Origin of the sequence: Rhizobium sp. RAF56, from assembly GCF_052113965.1 — a bacterium.
Lineage (GTDB): Bacteria > Pseudomonadota > Alphaproteobacteria > Rhizobiales > Rhizobiaceae > Rhizobium.
Map to the genome: position 1 here is coordinate 1 of NZ_JBFRDU010000036.1, position 18,134 is coordinate 18,134.

An 18,134-nucleotide genomic window follows, 5' to 3' on the forward strand; every position below is an offset into this window, starting at 1 on the left:
AACCACGAGGATACTAAGGCATGCGAACCTATCAGCCGCATGCTGGCTCGCATCAGCGACAAGTGGACGCTTCTGGTGGTGCGGGTTTTGGGTGATGGCCCTCTTCGGTTCAACGCGCTCAAGCGCGAGATCGGCGAGATAAGCCAGAAGATGCTGGCGTCCACGCTGCGAGACCTGGAGGAGAATGGTTTTGTGACACGTACAGTCACCCCGGTAATGCCTCCGCAGGTGGAGTATGCTCTGACCGACCTTGGCCGCGACTTTTGGGAGCCGGTTCAGGCACTCGCTGACTGGACCCGTGCAAATTCACCTCGGATCGACGCGGCCCGCGCCGCTTACGCAGCGCGAAGGGCAGCGCGGTAGGCCAGCCCATGGGGCAGCATCTGGGCGCGGTTTGGGCCGAAGGCCATGGTGAACGTCGGACTCCGTTCAAGCATGACCCGAACATCTCCGGCGCGTGACGGGAAACGCCTATGCGAACCGAGCCGCCGTTCGCGCGCGCGCCTTTGCAGCCACTTCCTCACGATCGCGAGCAGGCTGAGAGGTCTCCAGCGAGCCGAGTAGCTCGCGGGCGCACGCCGCGATCGAACTCACCGCGTGCTCGAACGCGGCTTCATTGCGTTTCGACGGCTTGGTGGTGCCACTCACCTTGCGCACGAACTGCAGCGCGGCGTCATGGATCTCCTCGTCCGTTGCTGGCGGATCGAAATTGAACAGAGGTTTGATATTTCGACACATCCCTTGCTCCCCGTTAGTTTCCGTCGTCCTGCTGGCTCTTGTCGCGCGATCAGAGTTGCGACGTATTGGTAATTCTAAATACGGGGCCGCGGAAGTAACAAAAGCGAATGAGCCACCGAGCCCAGCCGACGTGAAGCCTGCTTCGCAAACGATAGGGCGAAGCCAAGAATTCATCGATGCGCCGCCGATTTCAGTGACTGCTTGGTTAGTCACTTTTCGTCGATGCGCTTTCTGACAGGCGCGGAACAAAAAAACACCCGAGCAGCAGGTGAATGCTGCCCGGGTGTTTTACGTCGTTGCCTTCGACGGAGTACCGACGGTACCCGACGCTAACATGTTCACCTTGCTTTTCCTACCGCAAGCCGCTTCCCCCGTTAGGGTTATTAGCTAAATCTTAAATAAAACACCGCTGTTGCCGAATACACACATTCGCGAACTCATACCGATCGACAGCGGGTTTCACTCAATGGATGGCAATCGCTCCTGGCCTTAACCTGCGCGTGTGCCTCATATATTATTTTGCCGATAAGCCACGCAGGTTGCCGAGGTGCTCGGCGGCAAATGGCAGGTTGTCCGGTGGGAGACCCGCAAGGCGTTTACCGCTGCCGCAGTTGCCGCCGGCGTCCCGTTTGCGAAGAGGAGAGATTAGTGCTGCGTGACAGCCACGGCACTGCCAGTCTGTTCCTTCTTCCAATCGCCAACAAGCATGTTGACGGCCAAATTACCGAGGGCGAAGAGCGCCTCTTCTCGTTCCCACCCCACGGCCATGGCTTGATCAATCACTTGCTGGACAGCGATCTCTAAGGCGAGCTGGCAATCGAGGTCGCGGTCGGCATAGGCCGCATTGAGCATTGGCTTGATGATCATGGACGATCCCCCGGCGAAGGGGCCATTCTGCTGCCGCGGTCCGCAAATGCCTATGACATTCCCGCCACACTGCTAATATTGTCGAACCGTCGCCTCAGTCATAGGGAAGGGTAGGGGTAGGGCCGGCAACCCTACCCCTCGTGCTCTTGATTACTTCTTCTGCGCGGCCTGGCACTCACGCAACGACTTGAATGCAGCATCGGTGCCGTCGAGGCTCAGCACGATCGGATCACGTCCGGTAGGGTAGATTGTCAGCGTATGCTTCTTGGCAAGGCCGTATATGAAATCGAGATTGTTGATGGGAACGACCGCGCCATCAAACCCCGCCATTTCCTGTCCCGTGGCAACACCCGTAAACCGCTGCCCGTCGACATCGAATACGACCGGCACCTTTTCACCTGCGGTAACATTTGCCGGTCTCTTGGTGTAGAGGGCCAGATAGCCGCGCAGCTCGCCACTGGCATCGATGCCAATCTCCGCCTGTGTGCCGGCGGCGGTGTTTTGCTTCGCAATGAGGCAACCCGGCCCCATACTCGGATTTACAAATATGTCCCAACCGGCAGTCGAGCCGTATTTCTGGAACATCTCATCGGCTTCACATGGAACGGCGAGAATTACAGCTGCAAGAACAGTTCCAACAAATAAATGCATGGTCTTCTCCTCCTAAGTGATAGCAACGCCAGAGACGAAAACATGATTGTTTGTTGTTGTTGTGACTGGCATGCATCGGCGCCAGGGTATCGGGGCCGCTGACATAGGGTCGAAGCGCTCGCGCGGGAGTTGCTATGGGCTCGTTCCGACGGGGTGGGGCATAGCCGACCATGGACCGGTCTCGCCAGTTGGTCTGGGCTGGCAACTGAGACGCTAATGTAGCACAATCCCGACACGCTTAAGTCTTCGTTGAAGAAACGGGCGATCAAGGTATTTTTTGAAGTCTGGTCAGCCTCGCGGGGATCGACAAGCACTATGGCAAAGACCGAAAATCATGGCCTGCGGAAGTGGCTTTCCTATCTGCCACCGACGCAATGGCTCCCGGACTACCGTGCCTCCTACTTGCCGTCTGATCTGGTGGCGGGTGTCACACTTGCTGCCTATGCCATCCCTGTTTCGCTGGCCTACGCCACACTTGCTGGGCTGCAGCCACAGGTTGGCATCTATGGCTATCTCCTCGGCGGACTGGGCTATGCCCTGTTCGGCTCGTCGCGCCAGTTGGCCGTCGGGCCGACGTCCGCCATCTCACTGATGATCGCCAGTACAATCGCGTCGATGGCGGGGGACGATGCGTTACACTACGCCCAGATTGCCAGCCTTGCGGCGTTCACGGTCGCTGGACTTGCCCTCATTTCCTGGGCCTTGCGGTTGAGTGTGCTGGTGAAGCTGATCAGCGACAGCATTCTGGTCGGGTTCAAGACGGGTGCCGGCCTCACCATTGCCATGACACAGCTTCCAAGCCTGTTTGGCGTCGCGGGCGGGGGGCACAATTTCTTCGAGCGCCTCGTGCTGCTCCTGGGTCAGCTCGGGGAAACCAACCCGATCGTTCTGGCTGTCGGCCTTTTGGCAATCGTGGCAATCGTCGCGGGCGATCGAATGTTTCCCGGGCGTCCGGTCGCGCTTGTCGTCGTCTGCGTCGCGATCATTGCCGCCACGCTGCTCGGCCTCCCCGCTATGGGGGTGCCGATCACCGGTGCCATACCGTCCGGCCTACCTTCCCTACACGGTCCCGCGCTGAGGCTCAGCGACGTTGAGGGAATTGTGCCACTGGCGGGTGGCGTTCTGCTGCTGGCCTATATCGAAGGCGTCTCCGCTGCCCGCAGTTTCGCCGCCAAGCACGGCTATGCGCTGGATCCGCGGCAGGAGTTCCTCGGCATCGGCGCCGCCAACCTCTTTGCCGCGCTGGGGCAGGGCTATCCGGTAGCCGGCGGCCTATCCCAGTCCGCCGTCAACGACAAGGCGGGAGCCCGCAGCCCGCTTGCGCTCGTCTTTACCTCGATCACCCTTGCGATCTGCCTGCTTTTCCTCACGGGCCTGTTAGAAAACCTGCCCAAGGCGGTCCTTGCTGCCGTCGTGCTCACGGCAGTCGCAGGTCTCGTGAACTTTCCAGAGCTCCGGCGCATGTCGCAGGTCAGCCGGGTCGATTTCTATGCCGCGACCATCGCGCTTGTTGGCGTCCTGCTGCTAGGCATTCTGCAAGGTATCCTGCTGGCAGCGCTGGCATCCATCATCATGCTGCTGATCCGGGCCTCTCATCCGCATGTCGCCTTCCTGGGACGTATTCCGGGCACCCATGACTACTCGGACATCGGCCTTCATCCGGAAAACGAGCCGCTGGAGCGTGCCATCGTGTTCCGTCCGGAAAGCAACCTGATCTATGTGAATGCTGACACGGTCCTGCAGGCTGTTCTCGATCGCATCGAAGCGGAAAAGGTCAGCGACCTGAAGCTGGTCGTATGCGACCTCTCTGCGTCTCCATTGCTTGATCTGGCCGGCTCGGGCATGTTGCGCAAACTCCATGCGGAACTCGCGATGCGAAATATTCCGTTGCGCGTCGTCGGTGCACACGGCCGGGCGAGAGACTTGCTGCGGGCCGACAACCTCGAAGAGAAACTCGGTGGCGTGGAGGGCCGTTCGCTAGACGAACTGCTCCGCGCCTTCGGAGGCGGTATTCGCGGTGCCGGTTCCTCGGCTCAAACTCAACACTGAGCAGAAACTCCAAGCTTCGCAGGACCGATTGATCTCAATTTACTTGAGCGTGTGGGTGAGATTTGAATGATGCCTTCTGCAGATGTGACCGGCTCGTCCCGCCCTGCGCGCTGGGGCTTAGCCGCAAAGCTGTTCACGACCCTCATTCTGCTGGGCGCCAGTGCGGTCCTGATCACTGGTGTTCTCGGTTATATCCGCGCCCGAGACGCTCTCGAAAAGGTTGTTTTCGACCAGCTCACGGCCGCCCGTCAGAGCAAGACGCGCCAAGTGGAAGCCTATTTCCGAACGATCCAGACTGAGTTGCATCTCCTTGCCACCTCCAAGATGGTGGTCGATGCAACGCGCGAGTTCCGGGTCGCGGTCGACCATCTCGACCACTCTGACATCTCGCCCGAATTGCGCCAGACGGTCAGCGATTGGTATGCGGCAGACTTCATTCCCGGCATGAGCCATGTTCTGGGCAAGGAGGCGCCTCTTGCCGACTACCTGCCGGTCGGTGCCGCTCCCTACTATCTGCAATATCACTACATCGTCGCCAATCCGCAGCCGGCGGAACGCCGCAAACTACTCGACGACGCCGGCGATGGCAGTGACTACAGCAGAGTGCACGCTGTTTATCATCCCCTGATGCGCGCTGCGGCGGCAACGACTGGCTTCTTCGACTTCATGGTGGCGGACGCCCAAACGGGCCGCCTGATCTACACGGTCCAGAAGGAAGTGGACTTCACCACGTCCCTCCAAAAGGGCCCCTACCGTCAATCCACCGTCGCCGACGCTGTCGCCCGCTGCTCGCTAAGCCCCGACCAATCGACCATCTGCCTGGAGGATTTCGCCTCGTATGCGCCGTCAGGCGGAGCGCCGATTGCGTTCATGGGAGCACCGGTGATCGACCACGGCGTCGTCATCGGCGTGCTCATCGCGCAACTATCGAACGAGGAAATCGACAACGTCGTCACCGGCGGACGCCACTGGCGCCAGGATGGGTTTGGCGATACCGGCGAGGCCTACCTCGTCGGACCCGATTACCTTATCCGTTCTGGCCCCCGAACGTTCTACGAAGATCGGGAGCACTACTTCGCCGAACTCAGGTCCGTCGGCGCTTCGGAGGATGAAATCGCTGCGATAGAACGCTACGGCACGCCAGTGCTGCATCAGCGCGTCGACACTCAGGCGAGCCGGGCTGCGATCGCCGGCGTCCAGGGAACGGGCGAGATCATCGGCTACCGTGGTGTCCCGACGCTGGCTTCCTGGGGGCCGCTCGAAATTCCCGGCGTCACGTGGGCTGTCGTCGCAAAGATCGACAGCGCCGAGGCTTTCGCGCCCATCACGAAGCTCCGCCGCGATCTGCTGGTCGTCGGCGGATTGGCGCTGCTGGCGGTGGCCGCCACCGCTGCTTGGCTTTCGCGCGCGCTTGTCGGGCCGCTCCGCGACCTTACTGCCGGGGTGAAACGCTTCGCGGCCGGCGACTACGGGGCCAAGGTGCCGGTTCGGACGAGTGACGAGATCGGTCAGCTCTGCTTGGCCTTCAACGGCATGGTCGAGGATCTGCGTGAGAAGAATGTCGTCATCGAGAGCAAGAACCGCGAGAACGAAGAGCTGCTGTTGAACGTCCTGCCGGCACCGATCGCCAATCGGCTGCGGGGCGGCGAAGCGAGGATCGCTGACGGCTTCGCGGAGGTGACTGTTGCCTTCGCGGATCTGGTCGGCTTCACCGAGCTGACATCGGATATGCCGCCACAGGATGTGGTGACCTTGCTCAACGGGCTCTTCACGCGTTTTGACGATGCCGCTCGCGAACTCGGCATCGAGAAGATCAAAACGGTGGGCGACGCCTACATGGCGGTGTGCGGCCTGCCCGAACCGGTGGCCAACCACGCGGAGCGAATGGTGCGCATGGCAATCCGCATGGTCCATATCACCCGCGAGCACGCCATAGAATACAATACCTCGATGAGGCTCAGGGTCGGAATCAACACCGGCCCGGTGGTGGCCGGCGTCATCGGCAAGAGCAAGTACATCTATGACCTATGGGGCGACACGGTGAACCTCGCAAGCCGCATGGAATCGAACGGAATCCCCGACTCCATCCAGGTTACGCGCCCGGTCTACGAGCAGCTCAAAAACCTGTTCGCCTTCGAGGCGCGGGGCGCTATTGAAGTCAAGGGCAAGGGTAAGGTCGAGGCGTGGGTTTTGAAATTGTAGCTCCAGTATCCCCGCCAGCTCGTTCGCGTCTTATGAGCGATGCGCCAGCATCTGTTTCGGTATCAAGAAACGCGCGGCGAATACGCAAAGAACGATGGTGAATATAAGAATTAATGCCACCAACGCATTGATATCCGGCGAGAAACCGAGGCGCATCATTGCCCAGAGACGCACCGGCAGCGTGCTTTGCGTTCCGGTGACGAGGATAGTGATCATCGTCTCGTCAAAGGACAGCGCAAAAGCGAGTACTGCGCCGCCGGCCATGGCGCTGGACAAATTTGGCAGAATGACGCGCCAGAAGGTTTGCCAGCCATTGGCGCCCAGATCGTAGGATGCCTCCACGAGGGTCGGGCTCATCGATTGCAGTCGGGTAAGCACGGTGCGATAGACGATCGCCAGCACGAAGATAGTATGGCCGATGACAACGGTGACCAGTGATCGGTCGAAGTTGATCTCACGAAAGAAGATGAGGAGCGCCAGGCCGCTGATAACCGGGGGCATGAGGAAGGGTAGGGTAATGACGAACTGCAGCGCACCGCGACCTGCACGGCCATTGTGATAGTAGAGCGCGAGCAAGGTGCCGCAGACGACGGACAGAACGACAGTGCAAAGACCGACGATCAGGGTGGCGCGAAGCGCAGCAAGCACATCGCTGTTTTCGGAAAGCGAAATATAGGCTGAAAGAGTCAGCGTCGACCAATCGACCTGACCGTGATTGATCTCAAAGAAAGACGAGACGATCGGCACGAAGAGCGGACTGTAAAGCAGGACGGCAACCAATGCCGTGATGGCGGCGAGAATGATCGTGGAGACGCTGACGCGTGTTCTCATCCGGATATCCCTCTCCGTCTGCCAAAATGCTCGCCGACGAGAATGGCGGCAATCACGACGGCTGCCAGCGCAACCGACAATGCCGCGCCCAAGGGCCAGTTGAAGGCCGTTCCGAACTGGCTGTAGACGATACGTCCGAATGTGAAGCCATTGATGCCACCGACCATCTGCGGGGTGAGAAAATCGCCGATGGCAAGGACGAAGACGAAGCTTGCCGCCGATGCGATGCCGGGAACGCTCAACGGGAGAGTGATGCGCATAAATGTCTGAAATCCGGTGGCGCCGAGATCGTCGGAAGCACGCAGCAAGACCTCCGGAATGCGCTCGAGGGTGAGGAAGATCGGCAGGATGGCGAAGGGGATCAGCAAAAGGGTCAGCGTCAGCAGTATCGCGTTCATGTTGAACACGAAGAATGACGAGGGCTGATCGAGGACGCCGAGACCGACCAACATCGTGTTGAGGAAGCCGTTCTGGCCGAGAATGCTCCGGATCGCATAGATCTTTATCACATAGCTCATCAGTAGGGGCACAAGCAGCAGCATGAGCACGACATACCGCCAGCGCCCCTGCAGCATGGTCAGGAAATAAGCGGCGGGATATCCGACCAGGACGCAAATGACGGCAACCGACAGACACAGCAGGCACGTGTTCCAGAACACGGGCAGGAACACGGGGTCCGTGAAAAATCGCACATAGTTTGCGACCGTCAGCGTGTAGTTCATCTCGCCATGGTTGACGCTGAAGAAGCTGTATCCAAGGAAAAGCGCCAGCGGCAACAGGATGAAGAAGACAGGCGCGATAAACGCCAGCAGCGTCACCAAAATCGAATATCCGGCACCGCGGCCGCTCATGACAGCACCAGATGGGAATCGCGGGGCGAGAAGGTCAATTTCACCCTTTCGCCCTGGCTGTAGATGCTTCCCTCCGCCAGGCTTGCCAGCCGCATGCGCAGGCGCTGATCGCCGGCATCGATGTGGGCGACGGTAGACGATCCGGCAAAGACAAGCTCTTTCACGTTACCGCAGAGCGCATTGCCACTGTCCTTTTCATTCACTGTTCCAAGCGCCTCAGGGCGGAAGACGGCGAAGGCCTGTGTCCCCGCCGCGGCGGACCGCAAATTCTGCTGGCCATTCATAGCGCAGAGAAGCCGGCCAAAGGCGGTGTCGATAGCGCGGTAATCGCCGTCAATGGCGCCGAGCGTGCCCGGCACGAGATTGTTATCGCCAAAAAAACGGGCGACAAACTCGCAGCTGGGTTTGTAGTAAAGCTCATGTGGAGTGCCGAGCTGGCGAATGCGGCCGGCCTGCATCACGCAGATGCGGTCGGCCATTCCGATCGCTTCTTCCTGGTCGTGGGTGACGAACAGGAAGGTCGTCTTGATTTCGCGCTGGATCGATTTCAGGAACTCCTGCATTCGCCTGCGGAGTTCCAGATCCAGTGCGGCCAGCGGCTCGTCGAGGAGGATGAGGCGCGGTTGGCAAATGAGGGCGCGGGCAAGGGCCACGCGCTGGCGCTGGCCTCCGGAAAGCTGGGCCGGGAAACGATCCGAAAAGGAACCCAACTGAACGAGGTCCAGCGCTTCATCGGTCCTGCGCTTGATTTCAGCGCGCGGTCTACGGCGGACCGACAACCCATAGCCGACATTGGCGGCGACCGTCATATGAGGGAAGAGCGCATAGTCCTGAAAGACGGTGTTGAACGGCCGACGATTGATCGGCATGCGGCTGATATCCCGGCCGTCGAGATGAATTTCGCCCGAAGTCACCGTCTCAAGGCCGCCGATCAGTCGCAGCACGGTTGTCTTGCCGGAGCCGGACGGTCCAAGCACTGTCAGGAATTCACCGTCCCGGATCGAAAGATCGATATCGTGGAGAACCGGAACCGGACCATAGGATTTGGAAACGGACCGCAGGCTCAGCAGGTCCAAGGATTGAGTCATCTTACGCTCTCGGTCTGTTACCAGTGACGATCCGAAGCAACTCCGGATCGTCATATTCAAAGGGGACTGCGTCCCCGATCAAGGAGCTGCCTTGACCTCGTTCCACAGATCCGAGCGCTTGAGCGGGTCTTCGACGTTGTCGAGCCAGATCAATTTGTCGTTGCCGCCCGCGCTGCCGGTTTCAGTCACCGTGTTGCCGAAGCCGGTCCGTTCCGAAAGCTGCGAGCTGACTTGCTTGGAGATCATGAAATTGATCCATTTCTCCGCTGTCGCCTTGTCTTGCGCGCCCTTGGAGATGACCCAATTGTCGAGCCAGGCGAGGGCACCTTCGGTTGGATTGATGTAGGCCACATGCGCGCCAACCGCCTGCAGAGCCTTGAGCTGCTGCTGCCCGTAATTGGCCCAGATGAGAGCGACATCATTGCTCTTGTAGATCTGCTGCGCTTCGTCCGCGGTTGTGTAGAAGCTTAGAACATTGTGCTTGAGATCGACTAGCTTGGCTTTGACGGCGCCAATCTGTTCGTCGGTAAGGTGGAACGGATCCTTGTAGCCAAGCGTCAGGGCCGTAAACGAGACATTGTGCTCGCCATTGTCGTAGGCAAGCACCTTGCCCTTGTAGGCCGGATCCCAAAGAACGGACATCGACGTCGGGGCAGGCTTGACCTTGTCGGTGTCGTAGATGAGGCCGATCGAGTCGAAACAGAACGGAATGCCGTAGACCTTTCCATCCTTGGTTACGCCGTGAACCGCTGTCAGATCACGAAAGCGGGGAAGCACCTCTTTCTGATTGGCCAGCTTGGTTGTGTCGATCGGCAAGACTAGATCGGCTGCGATATAGCGTTGCAGCTGCGCGGTGTTGACAGCGAAGACGTCGAAGTCCTTGCCCTCGCTGCCCTTGATCTTCGCCCAGATCTCGTCATCGCTGCCGATGAAGACGACATCGACGCCGATCCCGGTCTTGGCGGTAAATTCCTTCACCCAATCCTTGTCGGCATAGCCATCCCAAGCAAGGACGCGCAGGCTCTCGGCAAAGGCTGCCGATGCCATCATCGACACGGCAAAGCCGGCCGTCGCCATTCCTATCAGAAGCTTTTTCAATCCCATTTTCGTTCCCTCTTTTGTTAGACTTTTCAATGCGATCGGTACGGAGATGCGACTTACAATTGCGCGACGGTCACCAGCCCTTCGTCGGGTGTCAGCTCGACCCGATTGCGCAGCGGCTTGCCGAACGCCGCCGCCTCGATCTCATATTCATCCCCCGGTCCGCTTTGGATGCCGAAGGCATAGCTCATCACCGCAGCGCCAAAGAAATAGGCATGCACATCTCCGGGCCTGCGGTGCATCGGATAGCGGAAATGATAGTGCTCGAGGTTGGCGATTGAGTGTGACATGTGCGTTTCGCCAGACAGGAACTCTTCTTCCCATATGACGATGCCATCGCGCAGGATGCGGGAGCGGCCGCGCACCTCGTTCGGCAGGTCTCCGACAAGCAGTTCCGGGCCGATGGAACAGGATCGGAGCTTGGAGTGTGCGAGATAAAGGTAGTTCTCCGCTTCCGTCACGTGGTCGGAGTACTCGTTGCCGAGGGCATAACCGATGCGGTAGGGGCTCCCGTCAGGACCGACGATGTAGAGCCCGACGATTTCCGCTTCCTCCGCCCCGGCACGCGCGAAGGCGGGCATTGGCAATGCTGAGCCTGGCGCCACCACGCAGGTGCCGACCCCCTTGAAAAACCATTCCGGCTGAACGCCGAGATTTCCCTTGGCCGGCTTGCCGCCTTCGATGCCCATGCGGAAGATTTTCAAGGAATCCGATTCCGCGGCGTCTTCGCCGTGGGTCAGCGCATGCATCTTGTCGCGGGCATTGGCACTGCCTGTATGTGTGAGGCCAGTGCCCGTCACCAGGAAACGGGCCGGTTCGTCGTGATCAAGCGGCGGCAGCACAAGCCCGTCGTTCAATAGCTGGTCGTAGTCGACAAGCTCCGACAACGTGCGTTCCTCGACGATGTCAAAGAGCGTTGTACTGCGGGCGATCGCGGCTTCAGCAAGTTCCCTCACCGAGCGCGTACCTTCGAGCAAATGGAGGTGATTGCCGTCGGCGGAAACCCGGCCAACCCTGCGTTCGCCTTCTGGCGTTTTGAACTGAACAAGACGCATAATGGCACCTTTCCGTTGAAGGACAATTTGGCGGGGGAGGGATCTGTCATACCCACCCGCCGTCGACGATGAACTGCTGGCTTGTGCACATGGCGCTGTCATCGGCAGCAAGGAAAAGCGCCATACGCGCAATATCGGAAGGTTGCAGGCGGTCCGGCAAACATTGGCGTTCCTCGATCTGCCGCTCGCCAGCCGGCGTCAGCCAAAGTCGCATCTGCCGCTCTGTCATGACCCAGCCGGGCACCATGCAGTTGACGCGGATACGCTCAGGGCCAAGCTCGCGGGCCAGCGCTCGCGTCATTCCATATATGGCGGCCTTCGCCGTTACATAGGCGGGGCAGTCGGGATCGCCGACCATCCAGGTGATCGAGCCGAAATTGATGATCGAGCCGCCGCCCAGGGCTTTCATGTAAGGGCGTGCGGCCTGCGCGGCGAAGAACTGATGGCGCAGATTGACAGCCATGCGGTCATCCCAATAGGCGACCGTGACGTCTTCCGTTTGATGTCGGTCGTCGCTGCCGGCATTGTTGCACAGGACCTGGATCGGACCGTTTTGGGCAACGGCTTCGTTGACTGCCTCCTGCAGCGCCTCGATGTTGCGAAGGTCACAAGGAATGAAAAGCGGCGGCGGCAAGCCGTCGCCTGCGATCGCTGCGACGAGCTTAAGCGACGCATCTTCCACGACGTCAACAAACGCGACACGGCTTCCCTGCGCGCAGAAATGGCGCACAAGGCTTTCGCCAATACCACTGGCGCCGCCGGTGACGAATACGCTTTTACCCTTGAGGCTGGGGTAGATAGCGAGATTGCTTGACTGGCTGTCCATGGCGCGAACCGTTCAATGAGAGTGTCGCGGGATGCCGGCATCGCGGCGTCCCACAAGAAAGTCGAAATCGCAGCCGGCGTCGGCCTGCATCACCCGCTCGACATACAGGCTCTCATAGCCTCCTCGCGGTGATTGTGGCGGTATCCATTCGGCACGGCGCAGGGCGAGCTCTTCGTCCGAAACCATGAGCTCGAGACGGCGGCCAGCGACGTCCAACTCGACAATGTCACCGTCGCGCACAAGGGCTAGAGTACCGCCGGCGGCGGCTTCCGGCGCGACATGCAGGACAACGGTGCCATAGGCCGTCCCGCTCATTCGGGCATCCGAAATACGCACCATGTCGGAGACACCTTGCTTCAGAAGCTTGGCAGGCAACGGCATGTTGCCGACTTCGGCCATCCCGGGATATCCGCGCGGTCCGCAATTCTTCAGCACCATAACGGAGTTGGCATCGATATCGAGATCAGGGTCGTCGATGCGCTTGTAGTAGTGTTCGATGTTTTCAAAAACGACCGCTCTACCTCGGTGCTGCATCAATTCAGGGGTCGCTGCGGAAGGCTTGATAACCGCACCGTTGGGCGCAAGATTACCGCGCAGAACTGCAATACCGCCCTCTTTGGTAAGAGGATTTTCGATCGGGCGAATAACCTCCTCATTGTAGTTGGGAGCCTCTCGAATGATTTCGCCCACGGATTTGCCGCTGACCGTGACCTCGTTGACGTGCAACAGGCCGACTTTGTCCAGGGCTGACATCACAGCAGACAGACCACCTGCATAGTAGAAGTCCTCCATGAGGAAACGGCCTGAAGGCATCAGATCAACGATGGTTGGGACAGCCCTTCCGAGCCTGTCCCAATCGTCCAGATCCAGTTCGACGCCGATCCGGCGAGCGATGGCGATCAGATGCAGGACGGCGTTGGTGGAGCCGCCGATTGCGCCATTGACGCGGATCGCGTTCTCGAACGCGTTTTTCGTCAGAATTTGTGAGATCTTGATGTCTTCGTTGACCAGTTCGACGATGCGCCGGCCTGCCATATGAGCAAGGACGCCACGCCTTGCGTCAACGGCGGGAATAGCTGCGTTGTCCGGCATGCCAATGCCGAGAGCTTCGACCATGCTGGCCATGGTGGACGCCGTGCCCATCGTCATGCAGCTACCGGCCGAACGGCTCTGGCCCTGTTCGGCGGACAGGAAGTCCTTCACCGCCATGCGACCGGCCTTTACGTCCTCGGCGAATTTCCAGACATGTGTTCCCGACCCAATGTCCTGGCCGCGAAATTTGCCGTTGAGCATCGGACCGCCGGAAACCGCGATGGTTGGAAGATTTGCCGACGCTGCGCCCATCAACAGTGCCGGCGTGGTCTTGTCGCAGCCAACCAGCAAAATTACGCCGTCCATCGGGTTGCTGCGGATCGATTCCTCCACATCCATGCTCGCCAGATTGCGAAACAGCATGGCGGTTGGTCGCATGTTGCTTTCGCCAAGCGACATCACCGGAAATTCGACCGGAAATCCGCCTGCCTCGTACACGCCCCGCTTCACGTGCTCGGCGATTGTGCGCAAGTGCGCATTGCACGGCGTCAGTTCCGACCAGGTATTACAGATGCCGATGACCGGGCGGCCGTCAAAGACATGGTCGGGCAGACCCTGATTTTTCATCCAGCTTCGATGCATGAAGGCATTCTTGCCTTCCCCGCCGAACCATTCCGCGGAACGCAGCCTGCGTTTTTCCTTCATAGCGGTCTTTGCTCCGATCCCTTGCGGCGCAGATTGCGTCTCTCGACCGCTCGGCGCACATCTTCTTCAGCATGATCAAGGAGAACCAAAAGCGCCTCTCGAGCACCCGACGCATCACGGGCGGCTATCCTGACCGCGACATCCCGGTGGAGTGGCAAGGAGGGTCGCTGGCCTTCAGGATTGTCGTTGGACAAGCGAAAGCTCATGGTCAATGCTGTCTCGATGAGTGCTGCGAGCGATCCGATCAACTCGTTTCCCGTCATGCGCAAAATCGTCTGATGGAAAACCAGATCCGGCTCGGCGAAGCGGTCATTGTCGTCGCAATGTTGTTCCATCTCCATGAGAGCTGCATTGAGCTCCGCGATCTGCTCGGGCGTTGCTCGCTGCGCGGCAAGGGCCGCCGACATCGGCTCGATGGCGCGACGCAGTTCGAATAGCGCTCTTGCGTCGCTCGGATTGATCGCCCCGGAGTAGCGCCACGAGAGGACATCGGGATCAAGGAAATTCCAGTCTGACCGTGGGCGAACGCGCGTTCCCGTCTTGGGGCGGGATTCGACCAAACCCTTGCCCGCCAAGACTTTAATCGCCTCGCGGAGTACCGAACGGCTGACGCCGATCATGTCGCTGGAGTCGTCCGCACTTGGCAGGACCTCGCCGGGAAGGAACCGGCCCTGCACGATCCACGATCCGATCTGTTCGACGGCTGCCGCGTGCATGCTGTTATTGAATGACTGGAAACCGACAGATGCGCCTGCCGAGGATTGACGGCCAAGACGGGTGGTTCTCGCTAATTTTTCATATTTCTTATTATTCATATTATATGAATGATTTTCTTTCTCGCGGCTGTCAAGCAACTCGGCTGGCAAATATCACTGGGCGTCCGTTTTCCTCGCTCGAGCAAAGGATGCGACGATGAGAATGTGGAAGGCCTTTTTATGCTATAAAGGGGCGCTGAACGCTGAAGGACGGTTGCATCCGGCCATCGAGCCAAACAGCGTTGAGGGAGCCAGGCCATGATCCTTCTTGAGCCTCTGCGCGACAAAAACGTCGTGATCGTCACGCCCCAGGGTCCGCTCGAACAGGCTGACTTCGAGGCAATCGCGAAAGAGATCGAGCCCGCCATTGCATCAAACGGCAAGGTGAGCGGTCTGATGATCAATATTAAATATTTCCCGGGATGGCAGAACCTGGCGGCCATTTCAGCGCATCTGAAATTTGTCGCCAATTACAACAGAGCCATTGAACGCATAGCGGTTGTGACGAACAATAGCCTTCTAAGCATCGTTCCGGGCATTGCCGGATACTTCGTTCATCCCCAGATCCGGCTTTTCGATTCGGGACAAACGGAACAGGCGCTTTCATGGCTGGAGACCGGCCGGTAGTGCCCGCCTGCCTAACTTGATGGCTGTGGCGAGGTCGCCACAATCGAAGTCAACAAACAGTGCGAAGGGACGCGCCATGCGCCGATATGCCGTGGAATTCATCGGGACGTTCTTTCTTGTATTGACGATTGGCTGCACCGGGATGGCCGCGGCTCCCGGCGTAATCGCTCCGCTGGCCATAGGCAGCGTGCTGATGGTCATGATCTACGCAGGCGGTCACATCTCGGGCGCGCATTACAATCCCGCGGTCACGCTTGGGGTATACCTGCGGGGACGCTGTCTAGCCGCGGACGTGCTGCCCTATTGGGGCGCGCAACTGCTGGGCGCCATCGTTGCGGCGTGGATCGTCGGCCTGGCCCTCAAAGGGGCGCCGGTCAGCCCCTTGGATGCCCCGGTCGTGGGGGCGTTTTTCGCCGAGTTCCTTTTCACGTTTGCGCTGGTGTACGTTGTCTTGAACGTGGCGACGGCCGAGGCAACAGAAGGAAATTCCTACTTCGGTCTCGCGATCGGCTTCACGGTCCTGGCTGGCGCCTTCGCGGTGGGACAAGTGTCGGGAGCGGCCTTCAATCCGGCCGTCGCAATCGGCGCCGCCATGCGGGGCATGCTCTTTTGGTCCAGTATGTGGCTTTACATCATTGCGGAACTATTGGGAGGGGCCGCAGCGGCCTTCGCCTTCAAGGCGCTCAACCCAACCACTGGGAATTCATAGGGCGGGTATCAGCACGGCGACCACGGAACAATGGACACCGTACTCACCCACACGATTGGCTTCCTTGGCGTCGCTGTTATCGTCGCGATCATCGCCCGGCGCATGCGTCTTCCTTATACGGTGGGGCTCGTCCTTGCCGGGCAGGGTCTTGCTGTGCTGGGGTTCGAAACGGGTGCACTGACCCACGACTTCATTTTTCAGGTCATGCTTCCGCCCCTGCTATTTGAAGCTGCGCTGAGCATCCGCTGGCGCGAGCTTCGACACGACATGTTACCGGTTGTCGTGCTCTCGACGCTCGGCGTGGTCATCACAGCGGTTGTTGTCGCGGCAGGCATGGTAAAGTTCTTGGCTTGGCCCGCAGCATCCGCTGTCGTTTTTGGCGTGCTGATTGCTGCAACCGATCCGATTGCCGTTCTCGCCATGTTCAAGGACACCGGCATCAAGGGCCGTCTTCGCCTTTTGGTCGAGAGCGAAAGCCTTTTCAATGACGGTGTCGCAGCGGTTTTGTTCGCGCTTGCTCTCACTTGGGCACAGGCGACCAGCAGTTCGCAGCTTGGCATGGTGACGGTGGCTAGCACCCTGGCAGTCATGACGGGCGGAGGGATTTTAGTTGGAGTTATCTGTGGCGCAGCAGCTGTTGTGCTCGCTGGGCGGACGTCTGACCATTTGGTGCAAGCCGCGGTGACTGCCGTCGCTGCCTACGGCTCGTTTCTGCTTGCAGAAAACTTCCATCTTTCGGGCGTGCTTGCGACTGTCTCCGCCGGGCTGATTATGGGCAATATGGGCGGTCTCAGGGAAGACAAGAACCGAAATGTCTTTTCCGCCGGCACTCGTTCCTTCGTGATCGGCCTGTGGGAGTTCTGCGCATTCTTGGCAAACTCCCTGATTTTTCTATTGATTGGCCTAAGTCTCGCGCCTCTGATCCGGGTCGATGCGACGGCGATGGTGTTCGCAATCGGCTTTGTTCTCGCGGGGCGGGCTCTTTCGGTTTATCCCGTGTGTTTGCTCTTTTCGTCTTCGAAATGGGCCATACCCCTGCGCGAGCAGCATGTTCTCTGGTGGGGTGGACTGCGAGGGGCGCTGGCATTGGCGCTCGCTCTTTCCCTTCCGCCATCCTTCCCGCTCCACAATGACATATTGGCCACAGCATTTGGCGTTGTCGTGTTCTCCGTCATCGTCCAGGGCGTCACCATGCCCTGGCTGATGAGGAAGCTAGAGTTCAACAACAAGAGCAGCCCCGATAGCTCGCCTTAGCACCGCGTGCGCGCTGCAATGCAGTCCGACATCGGTCGCATCGTCGGCGTCGGCCGGCCGCGCAAGTGGCTGAAACGTCCAGGCAGTTGCCTCCCGGCCACAGCGTTTGACAATCAAGGGGACCTAAGTCTTTCGGGGGATTTTGCGACTCAGTCTGCCTATGTAGCGTCGGCATTGGGACTGGGGACGAAGGCTTCCGATGCGGCGTAGAGTATTCGCGTCGGAGCTGGCCGATCGTTATCACCTCCACATCAAGAGGCGTAGTCCTACCTCTTTCGGACGTGAATGTTTAGGGAACGCTGGGCAGAGTTCAGGGGGGCGTATGCGTGTCATCGGGGGAATGCTTGTCGTGCTGCTGGCCTCGATCGCGCATGCGGACGAGCCTACGGTGGGAGATTTCCTGGCGGCGAGCCGCAACAATCCTCAAGACCTGATGGCCATAGGGGCTGCCACCAACGGCATACGAACCTTGAACATCTATTTGGATGTGACGCGTCCTGAATGCGAGCCAGCCGGCTCACGCGCCTGTCGGCAGGTGGACCGCCGCCAATCGAAGGTGTTTTGCGTCCCGCCCAAGCTGGCGCTACCGCCAGAGCAGATTGCGGACATCGCGGAAAAATACCTCGACAAGCATCCGCAAGACGCCGCGCAGCCCTCCGGCCTCTACCCCCTGGTCATTCTCTACTCGCTGATCGACACGTTCCCCTGCGGGAAGAAGCCCCAGTTGGAGGCCATGCGAAGCCAGTGAGCGCGGCCTGATCGGGGTGACGCTTACATTTGGCGCCGGCCGTGT

At 59.5% G+C, this 18,134-nt stretch carries 18 protein-coding genes; 7 read left to right on the forward strand and 11 right to left on the reverse strand.

Annotation, left to right across the window (positions count from 1 at the left end; all coding sequences use genetic code 11):
• Positions 1-363 (forward strand): winged helix-turn-helix transcriptional regulator (locus AB4048_RS23305; protein WP_442204372.1); only part of this gene is annotated, 363 nt, incomplete at its 5' end.
• Between the two features lie 108 nt (positions 364-471).
• On the opposite strand, the gene AB4048_RS23310 is transcribed toward AB4048_RS23305, so the two are convergent.
• From AB4048_RS23310 to AB4048_RS23320, 3 genes are all read right to left on the reverse strand, one after another.
• Entirely contained in the window at positions 472-738 is a 267-nt protein-coding gene (locus tag AB4048_RS23310; RefSeq protein WP_442204373.1) for a DUF2277 domain-containing protein, read from the reverse strand.
• A 645-nt stretch (positions 739-1,383) separates the two neighbouring features.
• The gene (locus tag AB4048_RS23315; protein WP_442204374.1) at positions 1,384-1,605 is read right to left on the reverse strand and encodes a hypothetical protein; all 222 of its coding nucleotides are present in this window, start codon (positions 1,603-1,605) and stop codon (positions 1,384-1,386) included.
• A 150-nt stretch (positions 1,606-1,755) separates the two neighbouring features.
• Positions 1,756-2,256, reverse strand: coding sequence for a hypothetical protein (locus tag AB4048_RS23320; RefSeq protein ID WP_442204375.1), 501 nt, complete (start codon positions 2,254-2,256; stop codon positions 1,756-1,758).
• A gap of 315 nt (positions 2,257-2,571) precedes the next feature.
• Between AB4048_RS23320 and AB4048_RS23325 the strand changes: the two genes are divergently transcribed.
• The gene (locus AB4048_RS23325) at positions 2,572-4,305 is read left to right on the forward strand and encodes a SulP family inorganic anion transporter (protein ID WP_442204376.1); all 1,734 of its coding nucleotides are present in this window, start codon (positions 2,572-2,574) and stop codon (positions 4,303-4,305) included.
• Positions 4,306-4,374: 69 nt separating this feature from the next.
• On the forward strand, positions 4,375-6,507 hold the full coding sequence (locus AB4048_RS23330; protein WP_442204416.1) for an adenylate/guanylate cyclase domain-containing protein: 2,133 nt from the start codon (positions 4,375-4,377) through the stop codon (positions 6,505-6,507).
• 30 nt (positions 6,508-6,537) lie between these two features.
• Here AB4048_RS23330 and AB4048_RS23335 read toward each other — a convergent pair whose 3' ends face one another.
• The 8 genes from AB4048_RS23335 to AB4048_RS23370 all read right to left on the reverse strand — a co-directional run bounded on the left by AB4048_RS23335 (position 6,538) and on the right by AB4048_RS23370 (position 14,862).
• The gene (locus tag AB4048_RS23335) at positions 6,538-7,338 is read right to left on the reverse strand and encodes an ABC transporter permease (protein WP_442204377.1); all 801 of its coding nucleotides are present in this window, start codon (positions 7,336-7,338) and stop codon (positions 6,538-6,540) included.
• Entirely contained in the window at positions 7,335-8,189 is an 855-nt protein-coding gene (locus AB4048_RS23340; RefSeq protein WP_442204378.1) for an ABC transporter permease, read from the reverse strand. The genes AB4048_RS23335 and AB4048_RS23340 overlap by 4 nt, the downstream gene beginning before the upstream one ends.
• Positions 8,186-9,277, reverse strand: a complete 1,092-nt coding sequence (locus tag AB4048_RS23345) for an ABC transporter ATP-binding protein (protein ID WP_442204379.1) — start codon at positions 9,275-9,277, stop codon at positions 8,186-8,188. Before AB4048_RS23345 ends, AB4048_RS23340 begins: the two co-directional genes overlap by 4 nt.
• 78 nt (positions 9,278-9,355) lie before the next feature.
• Positions 9,356-10,381: an ABC transporter substrate-binding protein gene (locus AB4048_RS23350; RefSeq protein ID WP_442204380.1), complete on the reverse strand. Its 1,026-nt coding sequence runs from the start codon at positions 10,379-10,381 to the stop codon at positions 9,356-9,358.
• 53 nt (positions 10,382-10,434) lie between these two features.
• Positions 10,435-11,433, reverse strand: a complete 999-nt coding sequence (gene araD1 / locus AB4048_RS23355; protein WP_442204381.1) for an AraD1 family protein — start codon at positions 11,431-11,433, stop codon at positions 10,435-10,437.
• Positions 11,434-11,479: 46 nt separating this feature from the next.
• Positions 11,480-12,259, reverse strand: coding sequence for an SDR family NAD(P)-dependent oxidoreductase (locus tag AB4048_RS23360; RefSeq protein ID WP_442204382.1), 780 nt, complete (start codon positions 12,257-12,259; stop codon positions 11,480-11,482).
• Positions 12,260-12,271: 12 nt separating this feature from the next.
• Positions 12,272-13,996, reverse strand: a complete 1,725-nt coding sequence (locus AB4048_RS23365) for an IlvD/Edd family dehydratase (RefSeq protein WP_442204383.1) — start codon at positions 13,994-13,996, stop codon at positions 12,272-12,274.
• Complete coding sequence (locus AB4048_RS23370) at positions 13,993-14,862, reverse strand: FadR/GntR family transcriptional regulator (RefSeq protein WP_442204384.1); 870 nt, start codon at positions 14,860-14,862, stop codon at positions 13,993-13,995. Before AB4048_RS23370 ends, AB4048_RS23365 begins: the two co-directional genes overlap by 4 nt.
• A 147-nt stretch (positions 14,863-15,009) precedes the next feature.
• Between AB4048_RS23370 and AB4048_RS23375 the strand changes: the two genes are divergently transcribed.
• The 4 genes from AB4048_RS23375 to AB4048_RS23390 all read left to right on the forward strand — a co-directional run bounded on the left by AB4048_RS23375 (position 15,010) and on the right by AB4048_RS23390 (position 18,089).
• Complete coding sequence (locus AB4048_RS23375; protein WP_442204385.1) at positions 15,010-15,378, forward strand: STAS/SEC14 domain-containing protein; 369 nt, start codon at positions 15,010-15,012, stop codon at positions 15,376-15,378.
• A 76-nt stretch (positions 15,379-15,454) separates the two neighbouring features.
• The gene (locus AB4048_RS23380) at positions 15,455-16,087 is read left to right on the forward strand and encodes an MIP/aquaporin family protein (protein WP_442204386.1); all 633 of its coding nucleotides are present in this window, start codon (positions 15,455-15,457) and stop codon (positions 16,085-16,087) included.
• Positions 16,088-16,117: 30 nt separating this feature from the next.
• On the forward strand, positions 16,118-17,341 hold the full coding sequence (locus AB4048_RS23385; protein ID WP_442204387.1) for a cation:proton antiporter: 1,224 nt from the start codon (positions 16,118-16,120) through the stop codon (positions 17,339-17,341).
• A gap of 322 nt (positions 17,342-17,663) precedes the next feature.
• On the forward strand, positions 17,664-18,089 hold the full coding sequence (locus AB4048_RS23390; RefSeq protein WP_442204388.1) for a hypothetical protein: 426 nt from the start codon (positions 17,664-17,666) through the stop codon (positions 18,087-18,089).
• Positions 18,090-18,134 lie beyond the last annotated feature (45 nt).